20 protein-coding genes and 1 pseudogene are annotated in these 24749 nt (G+C 65.5%); 10 read left to right on the forward strand and 11 right to left on the reverse strand.

Annotated features, from left to right (window positions below; all coding sequences use genetic code 11):
* Window positions 1-2: 2 nt before the first annotated feature.
* A complete protein-coding gene (locus QM789_RS11740) occupies window positions 3-2768 on the reverse strand; it encodes a glutamine-synthetase adenylyltransferase (RefSeq protein ID WP_420352081.1) in 2766 nt (921 codons plus the stop codon).
* 98 nt (window positions 2769-2866) lie between these two features.
* Here QM789_RS11740 and QM789_RS11745 point away from each other — a divergent pair, with 98 nt between their 5' ends.
* The 9 genes from QM789_RS11745 to ppx all read left to right on the forward strand — a co-directional run bounded on the left by QM789_RS11745 (window position 2867) and on the right by ppx (window position 12965).
* Window positions 2867-3334, forward strand: a complete 468-nt coding sequence (locus QM789_RS11745) for a YbaK/EbsC family protein (RefSeq protein ID WP_420352082.1) — start codon at window positions 2867-2869, stop codon at window positions 3332-3334.
* Between the two features lie 93 nt (window positions 3335-3427).
* The gene (locus QM789_RS11750) at window positions 3428-3877 is read left to right on the forward strand and encodes a DUF2852 domain-containing protein (protein WP_420352083.1); all 450 of its coding nucleotides are present in this window, start codon (window positions 3428-3430) and stop codon (window positions 3875-3877) included.
* Between the two features lie 148 nt (window positions 3878-4025).
* Window positions 4026-4853: an arginyltransferase gene (locus tag QM789_RS11755; protein ID WP_420352084.1), complete on the forward strand. Its 828-nt coding sequence runs from the start codon at window positions 4026-4028 to the stop codon at window positions 4851-4853.
* 153 nt (window positions 4854-5006) lie between these two features.
* Entirely contained in the window at window positions 5007-6101 is a 1095-nt protein-coding gene (locus QM789_RS11760) for a TRAP transporter substrate-binding protein (protein WP_420352085.1), read from the forward strand.
* A 153-nt stretch (window positions 6102-6254) separates the two neighbouring features.
* Window positions 6255-7352, forward strand: a complete 1098-nt coding sequence (locus tag QM789_RS11765) for a TRAP transporter substrate-binding protein (protein WP_420352086.1) — start codon at window positions 6255-6257, stop codon at window positions 7350-7352.
* Between the two features lie 42 nt (window positions 7353-7394).
* A complete protein-coding gene (locus tag QM789_RS11770; RefSeq protein ID WP_420352087.1) occupies window positions 7395-8474 on the forward strand; it encodes an AI-2E family transporter in 1080 nt (359 codons plus the stop codon).
* A 6-nt stretch (window positions 8475-8480) separates the two neighbouring features.
* Window positions 8481-9140, forward strand: a complete 660-nt coding sequence (locus QM789_RS11775; protein WP_420352088.1) for a chromosomal replication initiator DnaA — start codon at window positions 8481-8483, stop codon at window positions 9138-9140.
* A gap of 54 nt (window positions 9141-9194) precedes the next feature.
* On the forward strand, window positions 9195-11357 hold the full coding sequence (locus tag QM789_RS11780; protein WP_420352089.1) for an RNA degradosome polyphosphate kinase: 2163 nt from the start codon (window positions 9195-9197) through the stop codon (window positions 11355-11357).
* A 51-nt stretch (window positions 11358-11408) separates the two neighbouring features.
* The gene (gene ppx / locus QM789_RS11785; protein WP_420352090.1) at window positions 11409-12965 is read left to right on the forward strand and encodes an exopolyphosphatase; all 1557 of its coding nucleotides are present in this window, start codon (window positions 11409-11411) and stop codon (window positions 12963-12965) included.
* On the opposite strand, the gene QM789_RS11790 is transcribed toward ppx, so the two are convergent.
* The 4 genes from QM789_RS11790 to scpA form a co-directional block, all read right to left on the reverse strand.
* Entirely contained in the window at window positions 12966-13235 is a 270-nt protein-coding gene (locus tag QM789_RS11790; protein ID WP_420352091.1) for a hypothetical protein, read from the reverse strand.
* A complete protein-coding gene (locus QM789_RS11795) occupies window positions 13232-14242 on the reverse strand; it encodes an endonuclease/exonuclease/phosphatase family protein (RefSeq protein WP_420352092.1) in 1011 nt (336 codons plus the stop codon). The genes QM789_RS11790 and QM789_RS11795 overlap by 4 nt, the downstream gene beginning before the upstream one ends.
* A complete protein-coding gene (locus tag QM789_RS11800) occupies window positions 14223-14921 on the reverse strand; it encodes a TerB family tellurite resistance protein (RefSeq protein WP_420352093.1) in 699 nt (232 codons plus the stop codon). Before QM789_RS11800 ends, QM789_RS11795 begins: the two co-directional genes overlap by 20 nt.
* 86 nt (window positions 14922-15007) lie before the next feature.
* Window positions 15008-17134 (reverse strand): methylmalonyl-CoA mutase, encoded by a 2127-nt coding sequence (scpA, locus tag QM789_RS11805; protein ID WP_420352094.1) that lies wholly within the window; start codon window positions 17132-17134, stop codon window positions 15008-15010.
* A gap of 117 nt (window positions 17135-17251) precedes the next feature.
* Between scpA and QM789_RS11810 the strand changes: the two genes are divergently transcribed.
* Window positions 17252-17686 (forward strand): DUF4174 domain-containing protein, encoded by a 435-nt coding sequence (locus QM789_RS11810; protein WP_420352095.1) that lies wholly within the window; start codon window positions 17252-17254, stop codon window positions 17684-17686.
* A 246-nt stretch (window positions 17687-17932) separates the two neighbouring features.
* On the opposite strand, the pseudogene QM789_RS11815 reads toward QM789_RS11810, so the two are convergent.
* The 6 genes and pseudogenes from QM789_RS11815 to QM789_RS11840 form a co-directional block, all read right to left on the reverse strand.
* Window positions 17933-19937: pseudogene (locus tag QM789_RS11815) on the reverse strand (acetyl-CoA carboxylase biotin carboxylase subunit).
* Between the two features lie 137 nt (window positions 19938-20074).
* On the reverse strand, window positions 20075-20311 hold the full coding sequence (locus QM789_RS11820) for a hypothetical protein (protein ID WP_420352096.1): 237 nt from the start codon (window positions 20309-20311) through the stop codon (window positions 20075-20077).
* 307 nt (window positions 20312-20618) lie between these two features.
* Window positions 20619-21005 (reverse strand): hypothetical protein, encoded by a 387-nt coding sequence (locus QM789_RS11825; protein ID WP_420352097.1) that lies wholly within the window; start codon window positions 21003-21005, stop codon window positions 20619-20621.
* A gap of 141 nt (window positions 21006-21146) precedes the next feature.
* The gene (locus QM789_RS11830; RefSeq protein WP_420352098.1) at window positions 21147-21275 is read right to left on the reverse strand and encodes a hypothetical protein; all 129 of its coding nucleotides are present in this window, start codon (window positions 21273-21275) and stop codon (window positions 21147-21149) included.
* A gap of 253 nt (window positions 21276-21528) precedes the next feature.
* Complete coding sequence (locus QM789_RS11835) at window positions 21529-21927, reverse strand: DUF6497 family protein (RefSeq protein WP_420352099.1); 399 nt, start codon at window positions 21925-21927, stop codon at window positions 21529-21531.
* A 10-nt stretch (window positions 21928-21937) separates the two neighbouring features.
* The gene (locus QM789_RS11840) at window positions 21938-23470 is read right to left on the reverse strand and encodes an acyl-CoA carboxylase subunit beta (protein WP_420352100.1); all 1533 of its coding nucleotides are present in this window, start codon (window positions 23468-23470) and stop codon (window positions 21938-21940) included.
* Window positions 23471-24749 lie beyond the last annotated feature (1279 nt).

Consider the following 24749-nt stretch of genomic DNA (forward strand, 5'->3'; position numbering starts at 1 on the left):
GGCTAGGTCGCGAGCGCCGCTTCCACGATCCGGGCGACGGCGGCGGTGGTCTGGTCCAGCCGCGCGCGCAGCTCGTCCAGCGTCGCAGCATCCACCTCGCGCAGCAGGAAGGCCCGCCCGCCCTCGCCGATCGCCGCCATGTCCAGCGGCCGGTCCGTCAGCAGCCGCCCCCCCGCCTGCAACCGCCACAGGAACCGATAGGCCGAGGCCAGCACCTCCGCCTCCGCCTTGCCGATCAGCCCGGCCTGAAGACCCGCGCGCAACTGCGCCTCCACCCGCCGGGCGGGCGCGCCGGAGCGCAGCGCGAAGCTCTGTGCCAGCAGTTCCAGATCCTGCAACCGGCCCGGGCCGATCTTCGCCTCCCAATCCCCATCCGGCGCCTTGGCGGCAAAGATCCGGGCGCGCATCTCGGCCAGATCCGGCATGACCTTCGGATCGGTCCCCTTGGCGTGCAGAACCTCGATCCGCGCGGCGTCAATATCCGCCTGCAACCCCGGATCCCCCGCCAGCGGGCGGGCGCGGGTCAGCGCGAGATGCTCCCAGGTCCAGGCCTCATTCATCTGATAGGCGCGGAAACTCTCGAACGAGGTCGCGACCGGCCCCTGCCGCCCCGAAGGGCGCAACCGCATGTCGACCTCATAGAGTCGCCCCTCCGGCATCGGCGCGGTGATCGCGGTGATCAGCGCCTGCGTCAGCCGCGCGAAATACTGCCGCGTGGGCAGGGGCTTCGGCCCGTCGGAGCCCTCCGCCCCCTGCGCATCATAGATCACGATCAGGTCGAGGTCCGAACTCGCGTTCAGCCGCTCCGCCCCGAGCGACCCCATGCCCAGAACCACCGCGCCCCGCCCGGGCTGCGGCCCATGGCGGCGGGCGAATTCCGCCACCACTCCGGGCCAGAGCCCCGCCACCGCAACCGAGGCCACATCGGCATATTGCCGCGCGCTTTCCGCCGCATCCGCCAGCCCGCGCAGGTGATGCACCCCGGTGCGGAAGCGCCATTCCTTCGCCCAACGCCGCGCGGCATCGAGCTTGCGTTCGTAATCCGTTTCCCCCGCCAGCGCGGCATCGAAGGTCTTGCGCAACTCCCCGGCCCCCGGCCAGGGCGCGAAGAACGACCCGCCGATCACCGCATCCAGCACGCCCGCATTACGCGACAGATAGGCCGCAAGCCCCGGTGCCGTCGCGCAGATATCAACGATCAGGTCGATCAGCGTCGGGTTCGAACCGAACAGGGAAAACAGTTGAACTCCGGCTGGCAACCCTTTGAGAAACCCGTCGAATTGTAACAGCGCCTCATCCGTGTTGGCGGCGCGTTGCAGGCGTTTCAGGATCTCGGGCTCGATGCGCTGAAAGATCGCCTGCGCCCGCTCGGAGCGCAGCGCCGGATAGCCGCGCCAGCCCTCGACGATGGCCTCAGACGCCGGGCTGAGGTCAGGCCGCCCGCCACCTTCGGCCGGGGCGAAAAAGGCGCCGGTCAGTTCCTCCACCCGCCGCAGCCGCTCGTGCAGCACGGCGGACCAGCGCGCGGTGTCGCCCTCGCCCATCATCCGCGCGATCCGGTCCAGCCCCTCGGGCGCGGTGGGCAGCAGATGGGTCTGCGCGTCGTTCACCATCTGCACCCGGTGTTCGATATCGCGGTGCTGGCGGTAATGGTCGGTCAGTTCCGCGGCCACGTCACCGGGAAGCCAGCCGCGCTCCGCCAGCCGCGCGAGCCCGCCCACCGTGGTCCGGTCGCGCAGCACCACGTCCCGCCCGCCCGCGATCAATTGCCGGGTCTGGGTGAAGAATTCGATCTCGCGGATACCACCCCGGCCCAGTTTCATGTTGTGGCCGGGGATCTCGATCGGGCCGTGCAGGCCCTTGTGATCACGGATCCGCAGCCGCATGTCATGCGCGTCCTGGATCGCCGCGAAATCCAGATGCCGGCGCCAGACAAAGGGCGTCAGCGCCTGTAGAAACCGTGCCCCCGCCGCGATGTCGCCTGCACAGGGCCGCGCCTTGATATAGGCCGCGCGCTCCCATGTCCGGCCCTCGGCCTCGTAATACAGTTCAGCCGAGGCCATCGAGATGCACACAGGCGTCACCGAGGCATCCGGGCGCAGCCGCAGATCGGTGCGGAAGACATAGCCCTCCGCCGTACGTTCCGACAGCAGCGCCGCCATCTTCCGCGTCGCCCGCACCAGCGCGGAACGTGCCTCGACCCGATCCGCCGGGTCATAGCGGGTTTCGTCGTAAAGACAGATCAGGTCGATGTCGGAGGAATAGTTCAACTCCCCCGCGCCCATCTTCCCCATCGCCAGCGCGACCAGCCCGCCCGCCGTATCGGCATCCTCCGCCGTGGCGCCGGGCAGCTTGCCGCGCCGGATCTCTTCTGCCACGAAATGCTTCAGCGCCAGATCCACCGCGCGATCGGCCAGCAGCGTCAGCGCCCCCGTCACCTGTTCCAGCGTCCAGACCCCGCCCAGATCGGCCACCCCCGTCAGCACCCCGACCCGCCGCTTTGCCCGCCGCAGTTCCGCCGCAAGCGTGTCCTGCGCCACCGCGCCGATCCGCGCGATTTCCGCCGCCAGCGCGGCATCGGGATCGTATAGCGCAGGGGCGAGCCAGTCCCTTTCTTGCGCCATCAGCCCGCCCAGATAGGGCGAACAGCCCGCCGCCCCCGCGATCAGGGCGCGGGTCTCGGGCGGCAGGTCGGGGAAAAGCGCGGCGGCTTCGGCGCCACGCTCGGGCTCATAGGGGATCGGGCAGCGGGTCGGTGCGAATGTCATGGCGGCACAGTGCCCATTCCGCAGCCAGCGGGTCAATGCCCTATCGCCCCTTCCGCAGCGGTGGCTTTCCAAATATTCCGGCGCAAACAGGAGGATCCATGAGCAAATCCCTGAAGCGTGTCGAAGCCGCCCTGCGCGCCGCCGGCACCGAACCCGATATCCGCGAGGTCGGCCAGGCCCGCACCGCCGCCGAGGCAGCCGAAGCCGCCGGCGTGAGCATTGACCAGATCGTCAAGTCGATCATCTTCCGTGGCGAGAGCAGCGGCCATGTGGTGCTGTTCCTGACGGCGGGCGGCAACCGTGTCAGCGCGCAAAAGGCCAGCGCCGCCGCCGGGCAGCCGCTTGGCAAGGCGGATGCCGATCTGATCCGGGCGGAAACCGGCTTTGCCATCGGCGGGGTGTCTCCGGTGGGCCATCTGACACCGGTGCAGACGTTCTGGGATCCGCGGCTGGATGATTTCGGGGAGATCTGGGCGGCTGCGGGCACGCCGCGCCACATCTTCCGCACCACCCCGGCGGAGTTGAGGCGGATCACCGGCGCTGTCCCGGCGGATTTCACCGAGTGATGTAAAAAACATTTACATCGCCCCTTGACGGTGACCACGCCGGAGTCCACCTTGCGGATGTGAAAGCCATTTACATCCAACCCGGAGGTTCCGATGTCCTACGCCTATACTCCCGCCCCGGCGCGTCCGGGTCTGATCAGTCGCACCCTGAACTGGATGGACGAGCGCGGCCCGCTGTCCTGGATCGTGGTGATGGTCGGGTCGTTCATCTTCGGCGGTCCGCTCGGGCTGCTGGTGCTGGGCTTCATCCTGATCACCGGGCGGTTCCGGTCCCGCGCGCGGCGCGAAGGGATCGTCGCCTGCGGCCCGCGGCTTCATTTCCATGCCTCGCGCCCCACCGGCAACCGCGCTTTTGACGCCTACAAGGCCGATACGCTGGCCCGGCTGGAACGCGAACAGGATGAATTCGAGGCCTTCCTGATCCGTCTGCGCGAAGCCCGCGACAAGGCCGAGTTCGACCAATACATGGACGAACGCGCCCGCGCCGCCGCAGAGTCCGCGCCCGAGTCCGCGCCGAAAAAGGACGACGCACCCGAAGCGTGATCCCCTGTCGCCCCGGCCCCGCCTTGCAAAAGGCGGGGTTGTAACTATCTGGCGGAAAGGAAGGACTTGGCGGGGCGGAACGATCTTGCTAGCCTTCCGCGAAATTCAGCCCCTGCGGCCCCAGCGGTCCAGCTTCCCCCGGGTGTAAATGCGCCATTCGCTTCCTCTCGCTCCGCAGTTCTATGTGACTGCTCCGCAGACCTGCCCCTATCTCGATGGCCGGGCGGAGCGGAAGCTGTTCACCGCGCTACAGGGCGAAGGGGCGGAGAAGCTGAACAACACTCTCTCGCGGCAGGGGTTCCGGCGGTCGCAGAACGTGCTTTACCGGCCAAGCTGCGCGGATTGCTCGGCCTGCCTGTCGGCGCGGATCCGCGTCGCCGATTTCCAGCCCACCCGCACGCAGCGCAAGATGCTGCGCCGCAACGCCCATCTGAAACGCACGGCGACCAGCCCCTGGGCGACGGAAGAGCAGTTCGCGCTGTTCCGCCGCTATCTCGACCAGCGCCACGCGGATGGCGGGATGGCCGACATGGACATCTTTGAATTCGCCGCGATGATCGAGGAAACGCCGGTCAAGTCCCGTGTCATCGAATACCGCGAGACGGAGGCATCGCCCGGCACCACCCGCGCGCTCACGGCCGTGTGCCTGACCGATGTGCTGGATGACGGGCTGAGCATGGTCTACAGCTTTTACGACCCGGACCGGCCCGAAGACAGCCTGGGCACCTATCTGGTGCTGGACCATATCGAGATCGCCCGCCGCGCCGGCCTGCCCTATGTCTATCTGGGCTATTGGGTGCCCGGCTCGCGCAAGATGGGCTACAAGGCGAAATTCGGCGCGCTGGAGATCTACAAGGGCGGCCGCTGGCAGGAGATCGGCGATCCGGCCAGCCATGACGGCGAGACGCATCCGCTCTCCGTCGACCCGATCGCGGAGCAGGTCGCCAAGATCCAGCTTCCCGATTCCCGCGGCTGAGTGTCGGAATGCCGCTTAACGCGACGCATTGTTGCGTTAAAGCCCGCATTTTCGGCAATGAATATCTGGACACGGCGCCGGATCGCTGACACCTTCGCGCCGCCGCGCGATTCCCGTCGCGCCCGGCATCCCGATTGCATTGAGAGGATCCCGATGGACCGCCGTTCCTTCCTGACGAAAGCCGCGCTCGGCACCGCCGCCACGGGCCTGGCCGCTCCCGCCCTGGCGCAGGCCGCGCCGAAGATCACCTGGCGGATGACCTCCTCCTTCCCGAAGTCGCTTTCGACCCTGTTCGGCAATACCGAGGAACTGGGCAAGCGCGTGGCCGAGGCGTCGGACGGCAATTTCCAGATCCAGTCCTTTGCGGCGGGCGAACTGGTCGGCGGGCTTCAGGCGGCGGATGCGGTCAGCGCGGGCACCGTCGAGATGGCGCATACGGTGGGCTATTACTACTGGGGCAAAAACCCGGCCTGGGCGGTTGGCTCGGCGATTCCCTTCGCGCTGTCGGCGCGCGGGATGAACGCCTGGCACTATTTCGGCGGCGGGATCGACCTCTACAACCAGTTCCTGGCCAAGGACAACATCATCGCCTTCCCGGGCGGCAATACCGGCACCCAGATGGGCGGCTGGTTCCGCAAGGAAATCAACACGCTCGACGACATGAAGGGCCTGAAGATGCGGATCGGCGGCTTTGCCGGCAAGATCGTCGAGCGGCTCGGCGTGATCCCGCAGCAGATCGCGGGCGGCGACATCTATGCGGCGCTGGAAAAGGGCACGATCGACGCGGTGGAATTCACCTCCCCCGCCGATGACGAGAAGCTCGGCTTCGTCAAGGTCGCGCCCTATTACTACTACCCCGGCTGGTGGGAAGGCGGCCCGACCGTCCATTTCATGTTCAACCTGCAAAAGTGGAACGAACTGCCGAAGCAGTATCAGTCGCTGCTGCGCACCGCCTGTCAGGCCGTCGATGCGAACATGTTGCAGGAATATGACTACAACAACCCGAAGGCGATCATGCGACTGATCGCCGAAGGGACGCAGCTGCGCCCGTTCTCGCCCGAAATCCTCGAAGCCTGCTTCAACACCTCGAATCAGGTCTATTCGGAGATCGAATCCACGAATGCGGACTTCAAGACGCTGTGGGATTCGATCAAGGACTTCCGCAAGGAATGGTATCTGTGGCAGCAGGTGGCCGAATACAACTATGACACCTTCCTGATGATCCAGCAGCGCAACGGCAAGCTCTGACGCACCAGCCAATGCCCCGGACTGCAAGGCCGGGGCATTTTGTTCGCCGTGCCACCTTCCACGGGCTGGACAGGCGTTTACGGTCGGGTAAACTTCCCCCAAGGCCGCACCGGCGAGGAGACCGGACCGGCCTGACAACAGGGGAGGAATATCATGGATCGTCGGTCGTTCCTGACCAAGGCCGCCGTAGGCGGCACCATCGCGGGCGCGCTGGCCACGCCCGCGCTTGCGCAGACCAATCCGAAGGTGACATGGCGGCTAACCTCGTCATTCCCGAAATCGCTCGACACGATCTATGGCGGCGCCGAGGTGCTGTCGCGGATGGTGAAGGAAGCCACCGACGGCAATTTCCAGATCCAGGTGTTTTCGGCGGGCGAACTCGTCGGCGGGTTGCAGGCGGCGGATGCGGCATCGTCCGGCACGGTCGAAGCCTGCCACACGGTGGCATATTACTACTGGGGCAAGGATCCGACCTGGGCGCTCGGTTCGGCGGTTCCCTTCGCACTGAACGCGCGGGGCATGAATGCCTGGCACTACCACGGCGGCGGGATCGACCTGTATAACGAATTCATGGCGAAACAAAACCTGTTCGCCCTGCCCGGCGGCAATACCGGCGCGCAGATGGGCGGCTGGTTCCGCAAGGAAATCAAAACCCTCGCCGATATGAAGGGGCTGAAGATGCGGGTCGGCGGCTTTGCCGGCAAGGTGATGGAGCGGCTGGGCGTCGTGCCGCAGCAGATCGCGGGCGGCGACCTCTATCCCGCGCTGGAAAAGGGCACGATCGACGGCGTTGAATGGGTCGGCCCCTATGACGACGAAAAGCTCGGCTTTTACAAGGTCGCGCCCTATTACTACTATCCCGGCTGGTGGGAAGGCGGCCCGACCGTCCATTTCATGTTCAACAAGGACGCCTGGGAAAAGCTGCCGCCGCTGTATCAGAAAATCCTGCGCATCGCGGCCCAGGCCGAAGATCAGGACATGCTGGCGAAATACGACTGGAAGAACACCAAGGCGATCAAGTCGCTGATCGCGAATGGCGCGCAGTTGCGGCCGTTCTCGGGCGAGATCATGCAGGCCTGCTTTGACGCCACCATCGCGACCTATGCCGAAATCGAATCGACCAACGCGGATTTCAAGAAGATCTGGGGATCCATCAACGACTTCCGCAAGGACTGGTATTTCTGGGACCAGGTGGCCGAATACAATTACGACACCTTCCTGATGATCCAGCAGCGCGGCGGCAAGCTGTAACACCCCCGGCCCCGGCATCCCCGGGGCCAAAAGGAGGCCCCGATGGCATTACCGGCAAAACAGCAGATGACCTATTGGGGCGCGGCGGCGGCCCTGCTGTTCGCGGGTCTGTGGGGCATGGGCGGGGTGCTGCTGCCGTTTCTGGTGGGCGGCGCGATTGCCTATTTCCTCGACCCGGTGGCGGACCGGCTGGAGAAATGGGGGATGTCGCGGGTCTGGGCCACGGCGACGATCGCGCTGACGGCGACGCTGATCTTCGTGGTGCTGGGGCTCGCGGTGATCCCGGTTCTGGTGCATCAGCTGACGCAACTGATCGCCTCGGCTCCCGACATGGCGACGCAGTTGCAGCATTTCCTCTCCGACAATTTCCCGCAGATCAACAAGCGCGGCTCGATGGTCTATGAAACGCTGCAATCGCTGGGCGAGGCGGTAAAGGCGCGGGGCGGGGAGCTGGCGCAGACGCTGCTGACCTCGGCGATGAGCGTGGTGAATTTCATCGTCTTCATCGTGGTCGTGCCGGTGGTGACCTTCTACATGCTGCTCGACTGGGACAAGATGATCGCCCGGGTGGATAGCTGGCTGCCGCTCGACCATGCCGAGGAAATCCGCGAAATCGCGCGCGAGATCGACCGGGTGCTGTCGGGCTTCGTGCGCGGGCAGGTGTCGGTCTGCCTGATCCTGGGGACGTTCTACGCGGTGGCGCTGATGCTGGCGGGGCTGAACTTCGGCCTGATCGCGGGGGCGATCGCGGGCGGGTTGACCTTCATCCCCTATGTCGGCGCGATCATTGGCGGCGGGCTGTCGATCGGCCTCGCGCTCTATCAGTTCTGGGGCGACTGGTTCGCCATCGGCACGGTGGTGGCGATCTTTGCCGTGGGGCAGTTCCTGGAGGGCAATGTCATCACGCCGAAGCTGGTGGGCAATTCGATCGGGCTGCATCCGCTGTGGCTGATCTTCGCGCTGTCCGCCTTTGGCACGCTGTTCGGGTTCGTGGGCATGCTGGTCGCGGTGCCGGTCGCCGCGGTGATCGGGGTGCTTGCGCGTTACGCGCTCGACCGTTACCTGCAAGGGCGCCTCTACATGGGGCACGAAGCCGACAACGGACCACCCGCCGAACCCTGAGGAGCCATGGCCCGACAACTGATCCTCGACCTGCCCGTGCGTCAGGCGCGCGGGCGCGACGATTTCTTCGTCGCCCCGGCCAATGCGCTGGCGCTGGCGACACTCGACGCGCCCGAAAGCTGGCCGCAGGGGCGGATGCTGCTGATCGGGCCGGAGGGCGCGGGCAAGTCGCATCTGGCCGCGATCTGGGCCGAGGCGCAGGAGGCCCCGATCCTGCGCGCCCGCGACCTGACGGCGGAGATGGCGCCCGCGCTGTCGCGTGCCGCGGTGATCGAGGATGCGCAGCAGATCGGTCCGGCGGAGGCGGCGCTGTTCCACCTGCACAATCTGGCGCAGGCCGAGGGCGGGCGGCTTCTGCTCACCGCCAATGCGCCGCCGCGCGACTGGGGCCTGACGCTGCCAGACCTGAAAAGCCGGATGGAGGCCACCGCCACCGTTCGCATCGCGGCGCCCGATGATGCGCTGCTGTCCGCCGTGCTGGTGAAGCTGTTCGCCGACCGGCAGACCAAGGTGCCGCACAGCCTGATCCCCTGGCTGGTGACGCATATGGACCGCTCGCTCGGCTTTGCGCGGCGGCTGGTTGCGGCGCTCGACGCCCGGGCCGTGTCGGAGGGCCGCCCCCTCACCCGCACCATGGCGGCCGAGGTGCTGGACAGTCTGCGCTGAACCGGCCACAACTGTCACATTCCAATTACAATAAGGCCCCATAAGAGCGCCACCATGACCCAGGCAGATTTCCTCAAGACCCCGTTCCCCGTCCCCGCCGACCTGCCCCCCGAATCTTTCGCCGGGCCGAAGCGGTTCTTCAACCGCGAGCTGAGCTGGCTCGCCTTCAACTGGCGCGTGCTGGAAGAGGCCGCCAATCCGCGCGTACCGCTTCTGGAACGGCTGCGGTTCCTGTCGATTTCGGCGACCAACCTGGACGAATTCTATACCGTCCGCGTTGCCGGGCTGATGGAACTGGTGCGCGAGGGCGATGCGATTCCGTCGGATGACGGCATGCAGCCCTCTGAACAACTGGCGCAGATCAACGCCGATGCGCGCCGCCTGATGGAGACGCAACAGTCGAGCTGGAACGCGATCCGGCACGAAATGGAGGCCGCGGGCATCCAGATCCTGACGCGTGGCAAACTGACCGCGGCGGATCGCAAGTTCCTGGGCGAATATTTCCTGTCGAACGTGTTCCCGGTGCTGTCGCCGCTGGCCATAGACCCGGCGCACCCGTTCCCCTTCATCCCGAACACCGGCTTCTGCCTCGCGCTGGAACTGGAGCGCGAGACCGACCATCGCCGGATGCAGGCGCTGCTGCCGATTCCGCAACAGATCTCGCGCTTCGTGCGGCTGCCGGGGGAATCGCGGTTCCTGCCGCTTGAGGAACTGCTGCTGCTCAACCTGAATTCGCTGTTCCCGGGCTATGCCGATACCGGCTCCTGCGCTTTCCGGGTGCTGCGCGACAGCGACCTTGAGGTCGAGGACGAGGCCGAGGATCTGGTCCGCGAATTCGAGACCGCGCTGAAGCGCCGCCGCCGGGGTCAGGTGATCCGGCTGAAGATCACCGCCGGCGCCCCCAAGGCGCTGCGCTCGGTGATCATGGACGAACTGCACGTCAACCCCGACGAGGTGGTCGAGGTGAAGGGGCTGCTCGGCGTCGCAGATCTGAAGGAACTGGTGCTGTCGTCGCGGCCCGACCTGCTCTGGCCGCCCTTCACGCCGCGCGTGCCGGAACGGGTGCAGGATCACGACGGCGACATGTTCGCCGCGATCCGGCAGAAGGACATGCTGCTGCATCACCCCTATGAAACCTTCGACATGGTGATCCGCTTCCTGCAACAGGCGGCGCAGGATCCGAACGTGCTGGCGATCAAGCAGACGCTCTACCGCACCTCGAAGGACAGCCCGATCGTCGATGCGCTGTGCGAGGCGGCGGAGGCCGGGAAATCCGTCACCGCGCTGGTGGAACTGAAGGCGCGGTTCGACGAGGCCGCGAACATCCGGCAGTCGCGGCGGCTGGAACGCGCGGGCGCGCATGTGGTCTATGGCTTCATGCACCTGAAAACCCACGCGAAAATCAGCACGGTAGTGCGGCGCGAAGGTGACCATCTGGTGACCTACACCCATTTCGGCACCGGCAACTATCACCCGATCACGGCGAAGATCTATACCGACCTGAGCCTGTTCACCTGCGACCCGGCGCTTGGCCGCGATGCGACCAAGGTGTTCAACTACCTCTCGGGCTATGTGCAGCCGGAGGGGCTGGAAAACCTGGCGATCTCGCCGATTTCGCTGAAGCCGCGCCTGCTCGAACTGATCGCGGCGGAGGTGACCCATGCCCGCGCGGGCAAGCCTGCCGAGATCTGGGCCAAGATGAACAGCCTGATCGACCCCGAGGTGATCGACGCGCTCTATGCCGCCAGCGCCGCCGGGGTGAAGATCAGCCTCGTCGTGCGCGGCATCTGCGGCGTGCGGCCCGGTATCAGGGGGCTGAGCGAGAACATCCGGGTGAAATCCATCGTCGGGCGGTTCCTCGAACACAGCCGGATCGTGTGCTTCGGTAATGGCCATGGCCTGCCCTCGAAACACGCCCGGGTGTTCCTGTCTTCGGCCGACTGGATGGGCCGGAACCTCAACCGTCGCGTCGAAACCCTGATCGAAGCGAAGAACGACACGGTGAAGGCGCAGATCGTCAGCCAGATCATGGCGGCGAACATGGCCGATGAGGCGCAAAGCTGGATCTTGCAACCCGATGGCAAGTTCATCCGAGAACTCCCTGAAGGCAAAGAGCTTTTCTCCTGCCATCGGTTCTTCATGGAATATCCTTCGCTGTCGGGGCGCGGCTCTGCGGGCGCGAAGGACGTTCCGGAGCTTGCCCATGGCAGCGAGTAGGCGTTAACGTGCGCGTGAGCCCCCGAGAGTGATTCACGGCAGGACGGACAGATGACCCCGAAGACCGAAGGCCCGCGCGAGGCGACCACCGCCGATGACTGGGACCCGTTCGGGAAGCCCCTGTTCGACGATCCCTCCGCCCGCGCGCTGAGCCGCGTGGGCGTGGTGGATGTGGGCTCGAACTCCGTCCGGATGGTGGTGTTCGACGGGGCCGCGCGCTCCCCCGCCTATTTCTACAACGAGAAGGTCATGGCCGGGCTCGGTCAGGGTCTGGCGGAAACCGGGCGGCTGAACCCGCGCGGGCGGGAACGGGCGCTGGCCGCGCTGCGCCGCTTTGCCATGGTGGCGAAGGGGATGGACATCGGCCCGCTGACCTGTGTCGCCACCGCGGCGATGCGCGACGCGAAGGACGGCCCCGAATTCCGCCGCCAGATCGAATCCGAAACCGGGCTGCATCTGCACATCATCGACGGCGCCGAGGAAGCGCGGCTGTCGGCGCAGGGCGTCCTGCTGGGCTGGCCCGAGGCGCAGGGCCTGATCTGCGACATCGGCGGCAACTCGATGGAACTGGCCGAGGTGTCGAATGGCCGGGTCGGACGGCGCGCGACATCGCAGCTTGGTCCGTTCCGGTTGCAGCAGGTCAAGGGCGGCCGCAAGGATCTGATCGCCCATATCCGCACGCAGATCGCGGAACTGGCGAAGGTGGTCGGCACCGGGCACGAGCGGATCTATCTGGTCGGCGGATCGTGGCGGGCGGTCGCCCGGCTGGACATGGAGCGGCGCAACTACCCGCTTCTGGTGCTGCACGAATACCGGATGGCGCCGGACAGCGTGCTCAAGACGCTCGACTGGATCGAGAAGAGCGACATGAACCAGTTGCGCGCAAAGACCGGGACATCGGCCGCGCGGATGGAACTGGTACCGCTGGCGGCGATGGTGCTGCGCGAATTGATCGACACGCTGAAACCCGCCGAAATCGACGTGTCGTCCTATGGCATCCGCGAGGGGCTTCTGTATGAGCAGATGCCCGAACGTCTGCGCCGCCGCGATCCGCTGATCGAAGCCTGCCGCCATGCGGAAAAGACACAGGCCCGGATCCCGGGCTTCGGCAAGCGGCTGCACAGTTTCATCGAGCCGGTGATGGGCACGGTCCCGCCCGAGCGGTTCCGGCTGCACCGCGCGGCCTGCCTGCTGCACGACACCACCTGGCGCACCCATCCGGACTATCGCGCCGAAGCCTGTTTCGACAATGTAACCCGCGCCAACATGGCCGCGCTGAACCATGCCGAGCGGGTGTTCATCGGTCTGGCGCTGCTGCACCGCTACAAGAATTCCCGGACGGGATCGCGGTTCGAGCCGCTGTTCACGCTGCTGACACCCGAACAGATCCAGGAGGCCGAGACACTGGGCAAGGCGATGCGTTTCGCCGCGATGTTCGCGATCCAGGATCCGCAGGAAGCCGGAACGCTGACCCATGACCCGAAGAAGGCCACGCTGACGCTTCAGCTCACGCGGCGCGGCGCGGAACTCTATGGTGAGGTCTGCGAGTCGCGGTTCCAGTCGCTGGCCTCCACGCTGAAGGCCACGGCAGTGGTGCAGCGCGGCTGATCACAGGTCGATCTGCGGCCCCTGCGGTTCCGGCGCGGGGGCTTCGGGTCTGCGCCGGATCAGGATGTCGCCATTCGGCAGCCGCACCGGAGCTTCGTAATTCTGCATGTCGTCGATCAGCGCGCGGAGTTCTTCCAGCGCCGGGCCTATGTCCGAAAACAGGCCGCGCAGGAACAGTTCCGCCCCGCGTTCGATCAGACCCTTGCCGTCCTGCGCCATGGCGGGCGACAGGCCGAGGACAAAGGCGGCGGCAAGCAGAAGATGTCTCATGTCGGGATATCCACGCTGACAGGAAAATGGTCCGAAGCCTGCACCAGCGCTTCGCGCAGTTCGGGCACCCGGTAGCAGCCCGGATCGTCGAACGGATGCCAGATCCGCCAGGCAGGCGCCGGCAGGCACAGGTCGGGCGAGACCAGAACGAAATCCAGCATGGCGGAAAAATACTGCCCCGCATCCTTCAGATAGAACCGCGCGGTCGAGGGTTGCGCCGCCATGGTGCCCCTGCGCAGGCGCACATGCGGATCGCGCAGGCGCCGTTCGGGCGGCAGCCCCTCGCCCACCACGATCTCCAGCCCCGACCGTCCGAACAGCCGTTCATATTCGTCGAGCCCCGGGCCGTCGTTGAAATCGCCCAGCACCACCAGCGGCTCGCCCATATCCAGAACCTGATCCACCCGGCGCCGCAGCCAGATACATTGCGCCAGTTGCTTGCGCCGGTTCTCGATCGCCTGACGCAGTTCGGCGGCGGGATCGAGTGCGCCATGCTGGGCCTTCGATTTGATATGCACGCCGATCAGCCGGATTTGGCGGCCGGATTTCAGCGTCAGCACCGCTTCGAGCGGCGGCTTGCCCATGGTCACCACATCCAGCCGGTCGTCGATGTCGAGGTCGATCCGCAGGCTTTGGTCAAAGCGCGGGCAGTCCGCCGAGCCCTCCATCGGGTCATGCACCACGCTGACCACATCCGGGTCGTAAAGCAGCGCGATTTCCTGTTGCGTGTCGTTCGGAAAACCGATCAGGGCACGGCGCTGCCGCAGGCCGAACCAGGCGGCGAAGGATTCGAGCTGCGCCACCGTCTTGTGATGGTCGTTGTCGTCCGGCGCCTCAACGATCAGGAAGACATCCGCATCCACCGCCGAAAACACGATGCCGAGCGCGCCCAACTGTTCCGCCCGGCTCACGCCATAACGCGCGGAACGCTCGTTATCGTCGAGGATCCGGCCCCGGCGGTCGAACAGGCTGGTGAACCATTCGACGTTATAGGTGGCGATTCGCATCCCGGATACTCTCCCATGCGCGGTTGAGCGCGATGACCCGGGCTTCGGCCAGCCGTACGGCCTCCTCCGGCAGGCCCTGGGCAATCGCCCGGTCGGGATGCGCTTCGCGCACGGCCTCCTTCCAGCGGCTGCGGACGGAGGCGATCGGCGATCCGGGCGGAAGTTCCAGCACGGTCCAGGGGTCGGGTTCGGCATCAGGCACGAAAGCAGCGCGGATCGAGCGGAAACAGGGCTCTCCCAGACCAAAAATCGTCGCGACGTCGCGCAGGAAGTGCTCCTCGGCCTCGTGATAATGCCCATCCGCGACCGAAATGGCGAACAGACCTTCAAGTACATGTTTCAGCGCGGGAGACCCCGGCCCGAACATCGCCGCGATCTTGCGCGCATAGGCATCGTAGCCCGCAATATCGGTGCGCGCGAGATCGAAGACACGGGCGGCATGGGCCTCCTCCCCCGGTGGGATCTGGAAAATCCGGCGAAAGGTCGCAACCTCGTCGCGAGTGACGCGGCCATCCGCCTTCGCCATCTTCGCGCCAAGCGCGATGACGGCGATGGTGAAGGCCACCGTGCGTTCCGGCGGCGCCCGGAGATGATCAAAGACACTCGACAGGCCCTCGCCACGGGCGAGCGCGGTCAGGGCCTGCGCGATGCGGCTCCAAAGAGAAAGCGGCTTGTCCATGGCGGCACGATAACGCCTCGGATCCGCTTTTGCATCACCACAAGGCTGCCTCTCCCGAATTTGAAGGGGGCCGAAGCCCCCTCCGGTCATTTCCGCGCGATGCGGATCAGGTCGAGGATCTCGCGCGCGGCGGCGGGGATGTTGGTGCCCGGCCCGAAAATCGCCTTCACCCCGGCGGATTTCAGGAAATCATAGTCCTGCTGCGGGATCACCCCGCCGCAGATCACGATGATGTCCTCCGCACCCTTGGCCTTCAGCGCCTCGATCAGCTTCGGCGCCAGCGTCTTGTGCCCGGCGGCGAGCGACGAAATCCCCACGACATGAACGTCGTTGTCGATCGCGTCATCGGCGGCCTCTTCCGGCGTCTGGAACAGCGGGCCGACGTCGACGTCAAAGCCGATATCGGCGAAGGCGGTGGCGATGACCTTGGCGCCGCGGTCGTGCCCGTCCTGCCCCATCTTCACCACCAGCATCCGCGGGCGGCGGCCTTCTTCCTGCGCGAAGGTCTCCACATCCTGCTGGATCTGGGCAAAGCCCTGATCGCCCTCATAGGCCGCGCCATAGACGCCCGCGAGCGTCTTCACCTCGGCGCGGTGACGGCCGAAAATCTCTTCCATGGCCAGCGAAATCTCCCCGACCGAAGCGCGTGCCCGCGCAGCCTCAACCGCGGCTTCCAGCAGGTTGCCGCCCTCTTTCGCGCGCCGGGTGATTTCGGCCAGCGCCGCCTGGCACTTCGCCTCGTCCCGGGTCTCGCGGATCTTCTTCAGCCGCGCGATCTGGCTTTCGCGCACGGCGGCGTTGTCGATGTCGAGGATGTCGAGCGGGTCTTCCTTCGCCAGCCGATATTTGTTCACGCCGACGATGACCTCTTCGCCCCGGTCGATCAGCGCCTGACGCCGCGCGGCGGTTTCCTCGACCCGCAGCTTCGGCATGCCCGACACCACGGCCTTGGTCATGCCGCCCATCGCCTCGATTTCCTCGATCAGCTTCCAGGCCTCATCGGCCAGTTTCGCCGTCAGGCTCTCGACGTAATACGACCCGGCCAGCGGATCGACGACATGGGTGATGCCGGTTTCTTCCTGAAGGATCAGCTGCGTATTCCGCGCGATCCGGGCGCTGAACTCCGTCGGCAGTGCGATCGCCTCGTCGAGCGCGTTGGTGTGCAGCGACTGCGTGCCGCCGAGCGCCGCCGCCATCGCCTCATAGGCCGTGCGCACGACGTTGTTGTAGGGGTCCTGCTCCTGCAACGACACGCCCGAAGTCTGGCAATGCGTCCGCAGCATCAGCGAGCCCGGCTTCTTCGGGTTGAACTCCGTCATGATCCGGTGCCACAGCAGCCGCGCCGCGCGCAGCTTCGACGCCTCCATGAAGAAGTTCATGCCGATCGCGAAGAAGAAGCTCAGCCGCCCGGCGAAGGCATCGACATCCATCCCCCGCGCCAGCGCCGCGCGCACATATTCGCGCCCGTCCGCCAGCGTGAAGGCCAGTTCCTGCACCAGATTCGCGCCCGCCTCTTGCAGGTGATAGCCCGAGATCGAGATCGAGTTGAACTTCGGCATCTCGTTCGAGGTGTATTCGATGATGTCCGCGATGATCCGCATCGAAGGTTCGGGCGGATAGATATAGGTGTTGCGGACCATGAACTCCTTGAGAATGTCGTTCTGGATCGTGCCCGAGAGCAGCGCCCGGTTCACGCCCTGCTCCTCCCCCGTCACGATGAAATTCGCGAGGATCGGGATCACCGCGCCGTTCATCGTCATCGAAACCGAGATCTTTTCCAGCGGGATGCCGTTGAACAGGATCTTCATGTCCTCGACGGAATCAATCGCCACACCCGCCTTGCCGACATCGCCCACCACGCGCGGATGGTCGCTGTCATAGCCCCGGTGCGTCGCGAGGTCGAAGGCGACCGACACGCCCTGTTGCCCGGCGGCCAGCGCCTTGCGGTAGAAGGCGTTCGATTCCTCGGCGGTCGAGAAGCCCGCATATTGCCGGATCGTCCAGGGCCGGCCCGCATACATCGTCGCCCGCACCCCGCGCGTGAACGGGCCGAACCCCGGCAGCGTGCCCAGATGGTCGAGCCCCTCAAGATCCTCCGCGGTATAAAGCGGCTGGACGTCGATCCCTTCGAGCGTGTGCCAGGTCAGCTTGTCGAGCGGCTTGTCCTTCAGTTCCTTCTGGGCGAGCTTGGCCCAATCCTCTTTCGTCGTCATGAAACGATCCTTTCCCCCACCGCCCGGGCGTTTCCCCGGCCTCGCATTGAAATCCCTGCACCAAGAACATGGTGCGAACGTGAAATGCCGCCTATATCAGCAAAAGAGGAGGCCCCGATGACCCGCACTCTCCGCCTTGCCGCGCTGATCGCCTGCCTGGCCCTGCCGCTTGCCGCGCAGGACTTTGCGCCGCTTACCGATACATCCGTCCGGCTGGAAGACTTCATCTGGCAAAAACGTCCCGTCGTCGTCTTTGCCGACAGCCCCGCCGATCCGGCCTTCGTCGAGCAGATGCGCGCGCTGGAGGCGGGCTGGCCCGATCTGGCGGCGCGCGACGTGGTGATCCTCACCGACACCGATCCCGCCGCCGCCGGACCTGCGCGCAAAGCGTTGCGCCCGCGCGGTTTTTCGATCGTGCTGATCGAAAAGGACGGCACCGTCGCCAGCCGCAAGCCCACCCCGCGCGACGCCCGCGAACTCTCGCATGCGATCGACAAGATGCCGATCCGGCGCGAGGAGATGCGCGCACGGCGCGGCGCGCCGGGGCTGTAGCCGAAGCGCCCCCATGGCCTGCGGAGCGGCGCGGTGAACGGGCGCTCCGCACCGATGGTTCCCATCTTGCGCGACGGCAACGCCAAATCCGGCCAGTGTTCGGTCTGCCGCAGATTGCGCCAGACCGGAAAGCATTCGCCCACCACCCCACCGGTATGCGCCGGTTTGGTCAGCCCAAGCCCGGCCAGGCAGGCGGATGCCTTCCCGGCCGGACAGGCGATGAGGTGGACCGAAAACCCCATGAGGTCACTCGAACTCCATGATCACGTCATCGACCTTGAGGCTCGCGCCCGGGGCGGCGTTGACCTTCTTGACGATGCCCTTGCGCTCGGCCTTGAGGATGTTCTCCATCTTCATCGCCTCGACGGTGGCCAGTGCCTGCCCTTCCTGCACCTCGTCGCCCTCGGCCACGTTGATCTTCACGATCAGCCCCGGCATCGGGCAGAGCAGGAATTTCGACGTGTCCGGCGGCATCTTCTCCGGCATCAGCTTCGCGAGTTCCGCCGCGCGCGGCGTGCGGACATAGACCTTCAGATCGGCGCCCCGGACCCGGACCCGGTAGCCCATCGGAATGGTGTTGACCTTGAGCACCAGCGGCGCCGAGTTCGATCAGCAGTTCCGCGAGCGTCCGGCCCGGCACCCAGTCGGAGGCCACGCGCAGCTTGCCGCCATCCGCGAAGGTCACGGTGGAGCCATCGGGATCCGCCGCCACATGCACGGCATAATCCTTGCCTTGCAGGCTCACGACCCAATCGTCGCCCACCTTGCGCTCGTGATTGCCGAGCGTGCCCGAGATCCGGCTGAGCCGGATTTCCGACACCCGGTTCATCGCGGCGGTGGCGGCGGCGACCCGGCGCAGGGTTTCCTCGTCCAACGTAACCCCTTGGAAGCCCTCGGGGTATTCCTCGGCGATGAAGGCTGTGGTCATGTTGCCGCTGGTGAAGCGCGGATGGTCCATCACCGCCGCGACGAAGGGCAGGTTGTGGCCGATGCCCTCGACCTCGAACGTATCGAGCGCGAGCCGCATTTCCTCGATCGCCTCGGCGCGGGTCGGCGCCCAGGTGCAGAGTTTCGCGATCATCGGGTCGTAATACATGCTGATCTCGCCGCCCTCGAAGACGCCGGTATCGTTGCGCACCATCCCGCCGCGCACCGTCTTGCCTTCTTTCGGCGGGTTGTATTTCGTCAGCCGCCCGATCGAGGGCAGGAAGCTGCGGTAGGGATCCTCGGCATAAAGGCGGCTTTCCATCGCCCAGCCGTTGATCTTCAGGTCTTCCTGCTTGAAGGGCAGCGGCTCGCCATTCGCGACGCGGATCATCTGCTCCACGAGGTCGATTCCGGTGATCAGCTCGGTGACCGGATGTTCCACCTGCAACCGGGTGTTCATTTCGAGGAAGTAGAAATTCCGGTCGCCATCGACGATGAATTCCACCGTCCCCGCCGAAGCGTAGCCCACCGCCTTCGCCAGCGCGACGGCCTGTTCGCCCATCGCCTTGCGGGTCGCCTCGTCCAGGAACGGCGAGGGCGCCTCTTCGATGACCTTCTGGTTGCGGCGCTGGATCGAGCATTCGCGCTCATGCACATAGACGCAGTTGCCATGCTTGTCGGCCAGCACCTGGATTTCGATGTGGCGCGGCTGGGTCACGAATTTCTCGATGAAGATCCGGTCGTCGCCGAACGAATTGCGCGCCTCGTTCTGCGACATTTCAAAGCCTTCGCGGGCTTCCTGCGGGTTCCAGGCGATCCGCATGCCCTTGCCGCCGCCCCCGGCGGAGGCCTTGATCATCACCGGATAGCCGATCTGATCGGAGATCTTCACCGCCTCTTCGGCATCGGCGATCAGGCCCATATAGCCCGGAACGGTCGAAACCCCGGCCTCCTGCGCGATCTTCTTCGAGGTGATCTTGTCGCCCATCGCCTCGATCGCCGGGCTCGGGGGTCCGATGAAGACCACGCCTTCCTTCTCCAGCGCGGCGGCGAAATCCATCCGCTCCGACAGGAAGCCATAGCCCGGATGCACCGCCTCGGCGCCGGTCTTACGGATCGCCTCCATGATCTTGTCGATCACGATATAGGACTGGTTCGCGGGCGGCGGGCCGATATGCACCGCCTCATCCGCCATTTTCACATGCAGCGCATGGGCGTCGGCATCCGAGTAGACGGCCACCGTCTGGATGCCCATCTTGCGGGCCGTCTTGATCACGCGGCAGGCAATTTCGCCGCGGTTGGCAATCAGGATCTTCTTGAACATATCAGTCCTTTCCCTCGGACGCACGGGGGGCCACCCGGCGCCTCTCCTTCCGATCGTTGAAAACAGAAATGCCACCGGGGCGGAGAACCCCGATGGCATCGCATGACGGATGATGCGCCGCGAAGGCGGCGGTCAGATCAGCGCCGGCAACCGCCGCCGACACCGGCGTTGCAGCTCGCGCCGCCAGCAAGCGCGCCAAGGGCTGCGCCCGCGACGATGTTCTGGTCGGTCGCATCGGCGATGATGGCACCCGCGCCCGCACCGAGCGCCGCGCGCCCGGCCTGGCTTTGCGTGATGCCGCCACCGCCGTAGGGGTCGTTGCAGCCCGCGAGGGCGCCAAGGGCGAGAAGAGAGAGAACAAGGACACTGCGCATGGGAAACTGCCTCCACAAGAGATTATTGTCCCCACCTGATTTAGCGCAGCGAACGGCAAATGAAAGCCCCGGCCCGCGAAATCGGCACCGCTCTGCCGATCATATGCCCAAAGGCGCGGCCCGGCCGGAAGGCCAGACCGCGAGGCATTGGAAGGGGTAGGGATGTGAAGCGGCAAGGCCACATCGTGCAGCCACACCACGGAATCAGACTGCGACAGCCCACCGCATTTGGCAAAGCCAAACACGCTAACCGTTCGCATATCGGCGACAAATCGCCACTGATTCCGGGAAAATGGCTGCGGCATCCTCAATCCTCCCCCTCTTCCGCGTCCCAGACGAAAGCGTCCGGATCCTCGAAAACCTCGGGGAAGGCGGCCTGCGCGCGTTTCACGTCGATCCGCAGCAGTTGTTCGTAGGATTCCGGGTCGAAGGGTTCCTCCGCCGCGACCACTTCGCGCCCGATCAGCCAGGACAACCGCCCGGCGTCAAGGTTGCCGCGTTCGAACGGCTCTTCTCCGAAATAATCCCACAGCGCCGCCATGAAGCCCGCATCGGCGCGCCGGTCCGCCGGAGCGCGGTCCCGGTAGCGTTCGCGCCGGATGATCTTCGTGGCGCCGGCCTTGTTGGCCCGGCGAATGGTGAATTGATGGTCAGTGCCCGGAAGACGGCCCGGGAATCCGCGATGTTTCAGCATGGTGCGACCTCCTGCTGCGCGGGATCGCACGGGCCGGGGATGCAGCGCAACCGCTGAACCACGGAACAACCGTCGGCGGGCCGAAGCCGCGCACCGGCGGAAAGGCGGGGGGCAGCGGACGCGCCCTGCCCCCGCGCGATATTACTTGTACTTGCCGGTCGTCGGTTCGACGGTGACAGGCTCCGGAGCCGGAGCCGGCGGCTCTTTCTTGGCGCAGGCAGCAACGCCGAGAACGGCGACCATAGCGGCGACGATGAGAGTCTTCGACATTTTACACTCCAATGAGGCCGGAAATCCGCCGGGCAGATGCCCATCGATTCCGGTTCCCCGATCATGCAATGAGTCGGACTATTCCGACCCGTTGTCACGTTATATTGCGCCGTCGCAGGGTTGAAGCGGTTAACTGCAATGCCGCAATGCTGTGGCACAGACGCATCACCCCCGCGATTGTTCCGAAGACATGTCTGGACAGGGGCCGAATCACCCCTACCCTTCCGCTCCGTGAACCGCGCTTCACCGCACATCAGAACAAGTCCCAGACACAGGCCCCATCGACGATCGAATAGGCCTCGAAATATTGCACCACACCCTCATCCGCCTCGCCGAAACGGGTCGGGCGATCCGAGAGCGAAATGATGATCTGCCTCGGCTGCGGCCCGGCCCCGGCGACGCGCGGCAGGGCAAATCCGTTGCACAGCGCCTCCATGTCCGTTTGCGCAACCTCCGCCGACACCGGATGCGCCCCGCCAATTCCCGGAGCGACGAACCGGAACCGCACCGTCAGCCCCTCCGGCCCCTGAGTGTCGTGCAGGGTTTCCACCCATTGCACCGCCTGCCCCGAAGGCACCGGCACCCCCTGCCCGAAGGCGGGCCAGGCAAGACACCACCCGATCAGGAATGTCAGCCCGGCCCCGCGCCCCATTCCGCGCCCCTCAGAGCGGAATGTTGTCGTGTTTCTTCCACGGGTTGGTCAGCTGCTTGGTGCGCAGCGAGGCAAAAGCCCGCGCCAGCCGACGCCGCGTCGAATGAGGCTGGATCACCTCGTCGATGAAGCCGCGCTCCGCCGCAACGAAGGGATTGGCGAAGCGGTCTTCGTAATCCTTGGTCCGCGCGGCGATCTTGCCCGCATCACCGAGTTCGCTGCGATACAGGATCTCGACCGCACCCTTCGCCCCCATCACGGCGATTTCCGCCGAGGGCCAGGCATAGTTGAAATCACCACGCAGATGCTTCGACGCCATGACGTCATAGGCCCCGCCATAGGCTTTGCGGGTGATCAGCGTCACCTTCGGCACGGTCGCCTCGCCATAGGCGAACAGCAGCTTCGCGCCATGCTTGATGACCCCACCATATTCCTGCGACGTTCCGGGCAGGAAGCCGGGCACGTCGACCAGCGTCAGGATCGGGATCTCGAACGCATCGCAGAACCGCACGAAGCGCGCCGCCTTGCGCGAGCTGTCGATGTCGAGGCAGCCCGCCAGCACCATCGGCTGGTTCGCGACGACGCCAACGGAGCGCCCCTCGATCCGGATGAAGCCGATGATGATATTGCCCGCGTAATCCTTCTGGATCTCGTAGAAGTCGCCCTCGTCGGCGATCTTCAGGATGAGTTCCTTCATGTCATAGGGCTGGTTCGGGTTCGCCGGGATCAGCGTGTCGAGCGAGGGCTCGATCCGCGCCACGTCGTCGAAGAACGGCCGGACCGGCGCCTTTTCCCGGCTCGACAGCGGCAGGAAGTCGATCAGGCGGCGGGTTTCGGCAATCGCCTCGACATCGTTTTCAAAGGCCAGATCGGCGACCGACGATTTGCGCGTATGCGTGGTGGCGCCGCCCAGCTCCTCGGCGGTGACGATTTCGTTGGTCACCGTCTTCACCACGTCGGGGCCGGTCACGAACATATAGGACGTGTCCTTCACCATGAAGATGAAGTCGGTCATCGCCGGGCTGTAGACCGCGCCGCCCGCGCAGGGCCCCATGATCAGGCTGATCTGCGGCACCACGCCCGAGGCCATGATGTTCTTCTGGAACACATCGGCATAGCCCGCGAGCGAGGCCACCCCCTCCTGGATCCGCGCGCCGCCCAAATCGTTCATGCCGATCACCGGCGCCCCGTTCTGCACGGCCATATCCATGATCTTGCAGATCTTTTCCGCATGGGTTTCCGACAGAGAGCCGCCGAAGACGGTGAAGTCCTGCGAGAAGACATAGACCATGCGGCCGTTGATGGTGCCCCATCCGGTCACCACGCCATCGCCCGCGGGCTTGTCCGCCTCCATGCCGAAATCGACGCAGCGATGGGTCTTGAACATGTCGAATTCTTCGAAGGAATCCTCGTCGAGCAGCAGCTCGATGCGTTCCCGCGCCGTCAGCTTGCCCTTGCTGTGCTGCGCATCAATCCGGCGCTGCCCCCCGCCAAGACGGGCCGCCGCACGACGCTGGTCCAGCTCGCTGAGAATGTCTTTCATGGATTCTCCTCCGAAATTTTGCAGGCACACTATCCCCGCGCAAGATTGTTACAAAGCTGTTTCTGGAAAATTTGCATAACATTGGCACACACGTCTTCGCAAATTGCAAATTCGGATAACTTCGGGGCACCGCAAATGCCGCGCCCGCCTCATCTGGCTGAAACCGAAACGACAGCCAGTCGAGACCCATTTCCCGGGTTTTCGGCGGCCACTTCCAAGGCAGCTATCGCCCACGCCCCGCCTCACCCGATGAATATACTTATAGTTCATGGCGTTAACCTGAATCTCCCGAAACGGCGAAACCGGGCGATCCCGCCGCGTCGTCATCCGCGCCTCTGGCCCGCCCGCCTTGACGGCCTCGGCCCCGCCGCGGCCCCCTTGGGTCCGACCAATCCGGAATTCGCCACCCCTTGCAGTCCCCGCCCGGAAGGCCCCGCTTTCCGGACCGGAGCCGCATATCCACTCGGAGACACGCCCATGCCGCCCGAACACCTCCGCGACCTGATCGGCTCTCCCTGTAGCCAAGGCCGGTCCCTCCCACACCAACCTGGCCGACGCCCGACCCCTCGACCACTGGGCCCGCGCCGGACGCGTTCCGTTTGCCCGCATCCTGCCGGTGCTGCGTGACCTCGACGCGCTGATCATCGCGGGTGATCCGGCAATGATCCGCACCGGAATTGACCTCGGGCGCTCCCCCGGCTTGGTCGATTGGGGGCGCCCGGACGGATCTCGGTCATTCCCGGCAAGCATGGGTATTATGGCGCCATGCCCGACGATCTCATGCTGGCAGGACTTGCCAACGCCGCCGGAGCGCACTTCGCGCAGAAACGTCCTCACCTTCGGCGCCAGCCGTTTTCTGTGCTGCGCCCTCTTGACCCATTTCCTCCTGCTGGGCGGGCGTGGCGCGCCCCAGCCGATGCCGGATTACGCCAGGATTCGGTGTGCCGATTGGGATCTTGTCACCTCCACCGCCACCGCGATTATCTCGACTGGCTCTAGCGGGAGATCGCGAAGCCTTGGCCCGGGCAGACCGAGATTGTCACCCGTCACGCCCCGAAAGCGGCGGTATCCTTCCGCTGTCCACCCCGGCGCGCAATACACTGCTCGGTTCGACGCCGCGATCCGAACTGGCGGGGCAGATGCAAAGGCGACCGCTGCCGCAGTTGAGAGCATCCCACGCTCAATATCGAAAGGCATTCCAAGGTGGGTGATCGCGTCGAAAATAGCCGGCCCAAAAAGACATCGCCTCAGGCTCCGGCGGCGATGCGGCCCGATTCCT

It is taken from the genome of Paenirhodobacter sp. (genome assembly GCF_047600745.1).
Classification (GTDB): domain Bacteria; phylum Pseudomonadota; class Alphaproteobacteria; order Rhodobacterales; family Rhodobacteraceae; genus Rhodobacter.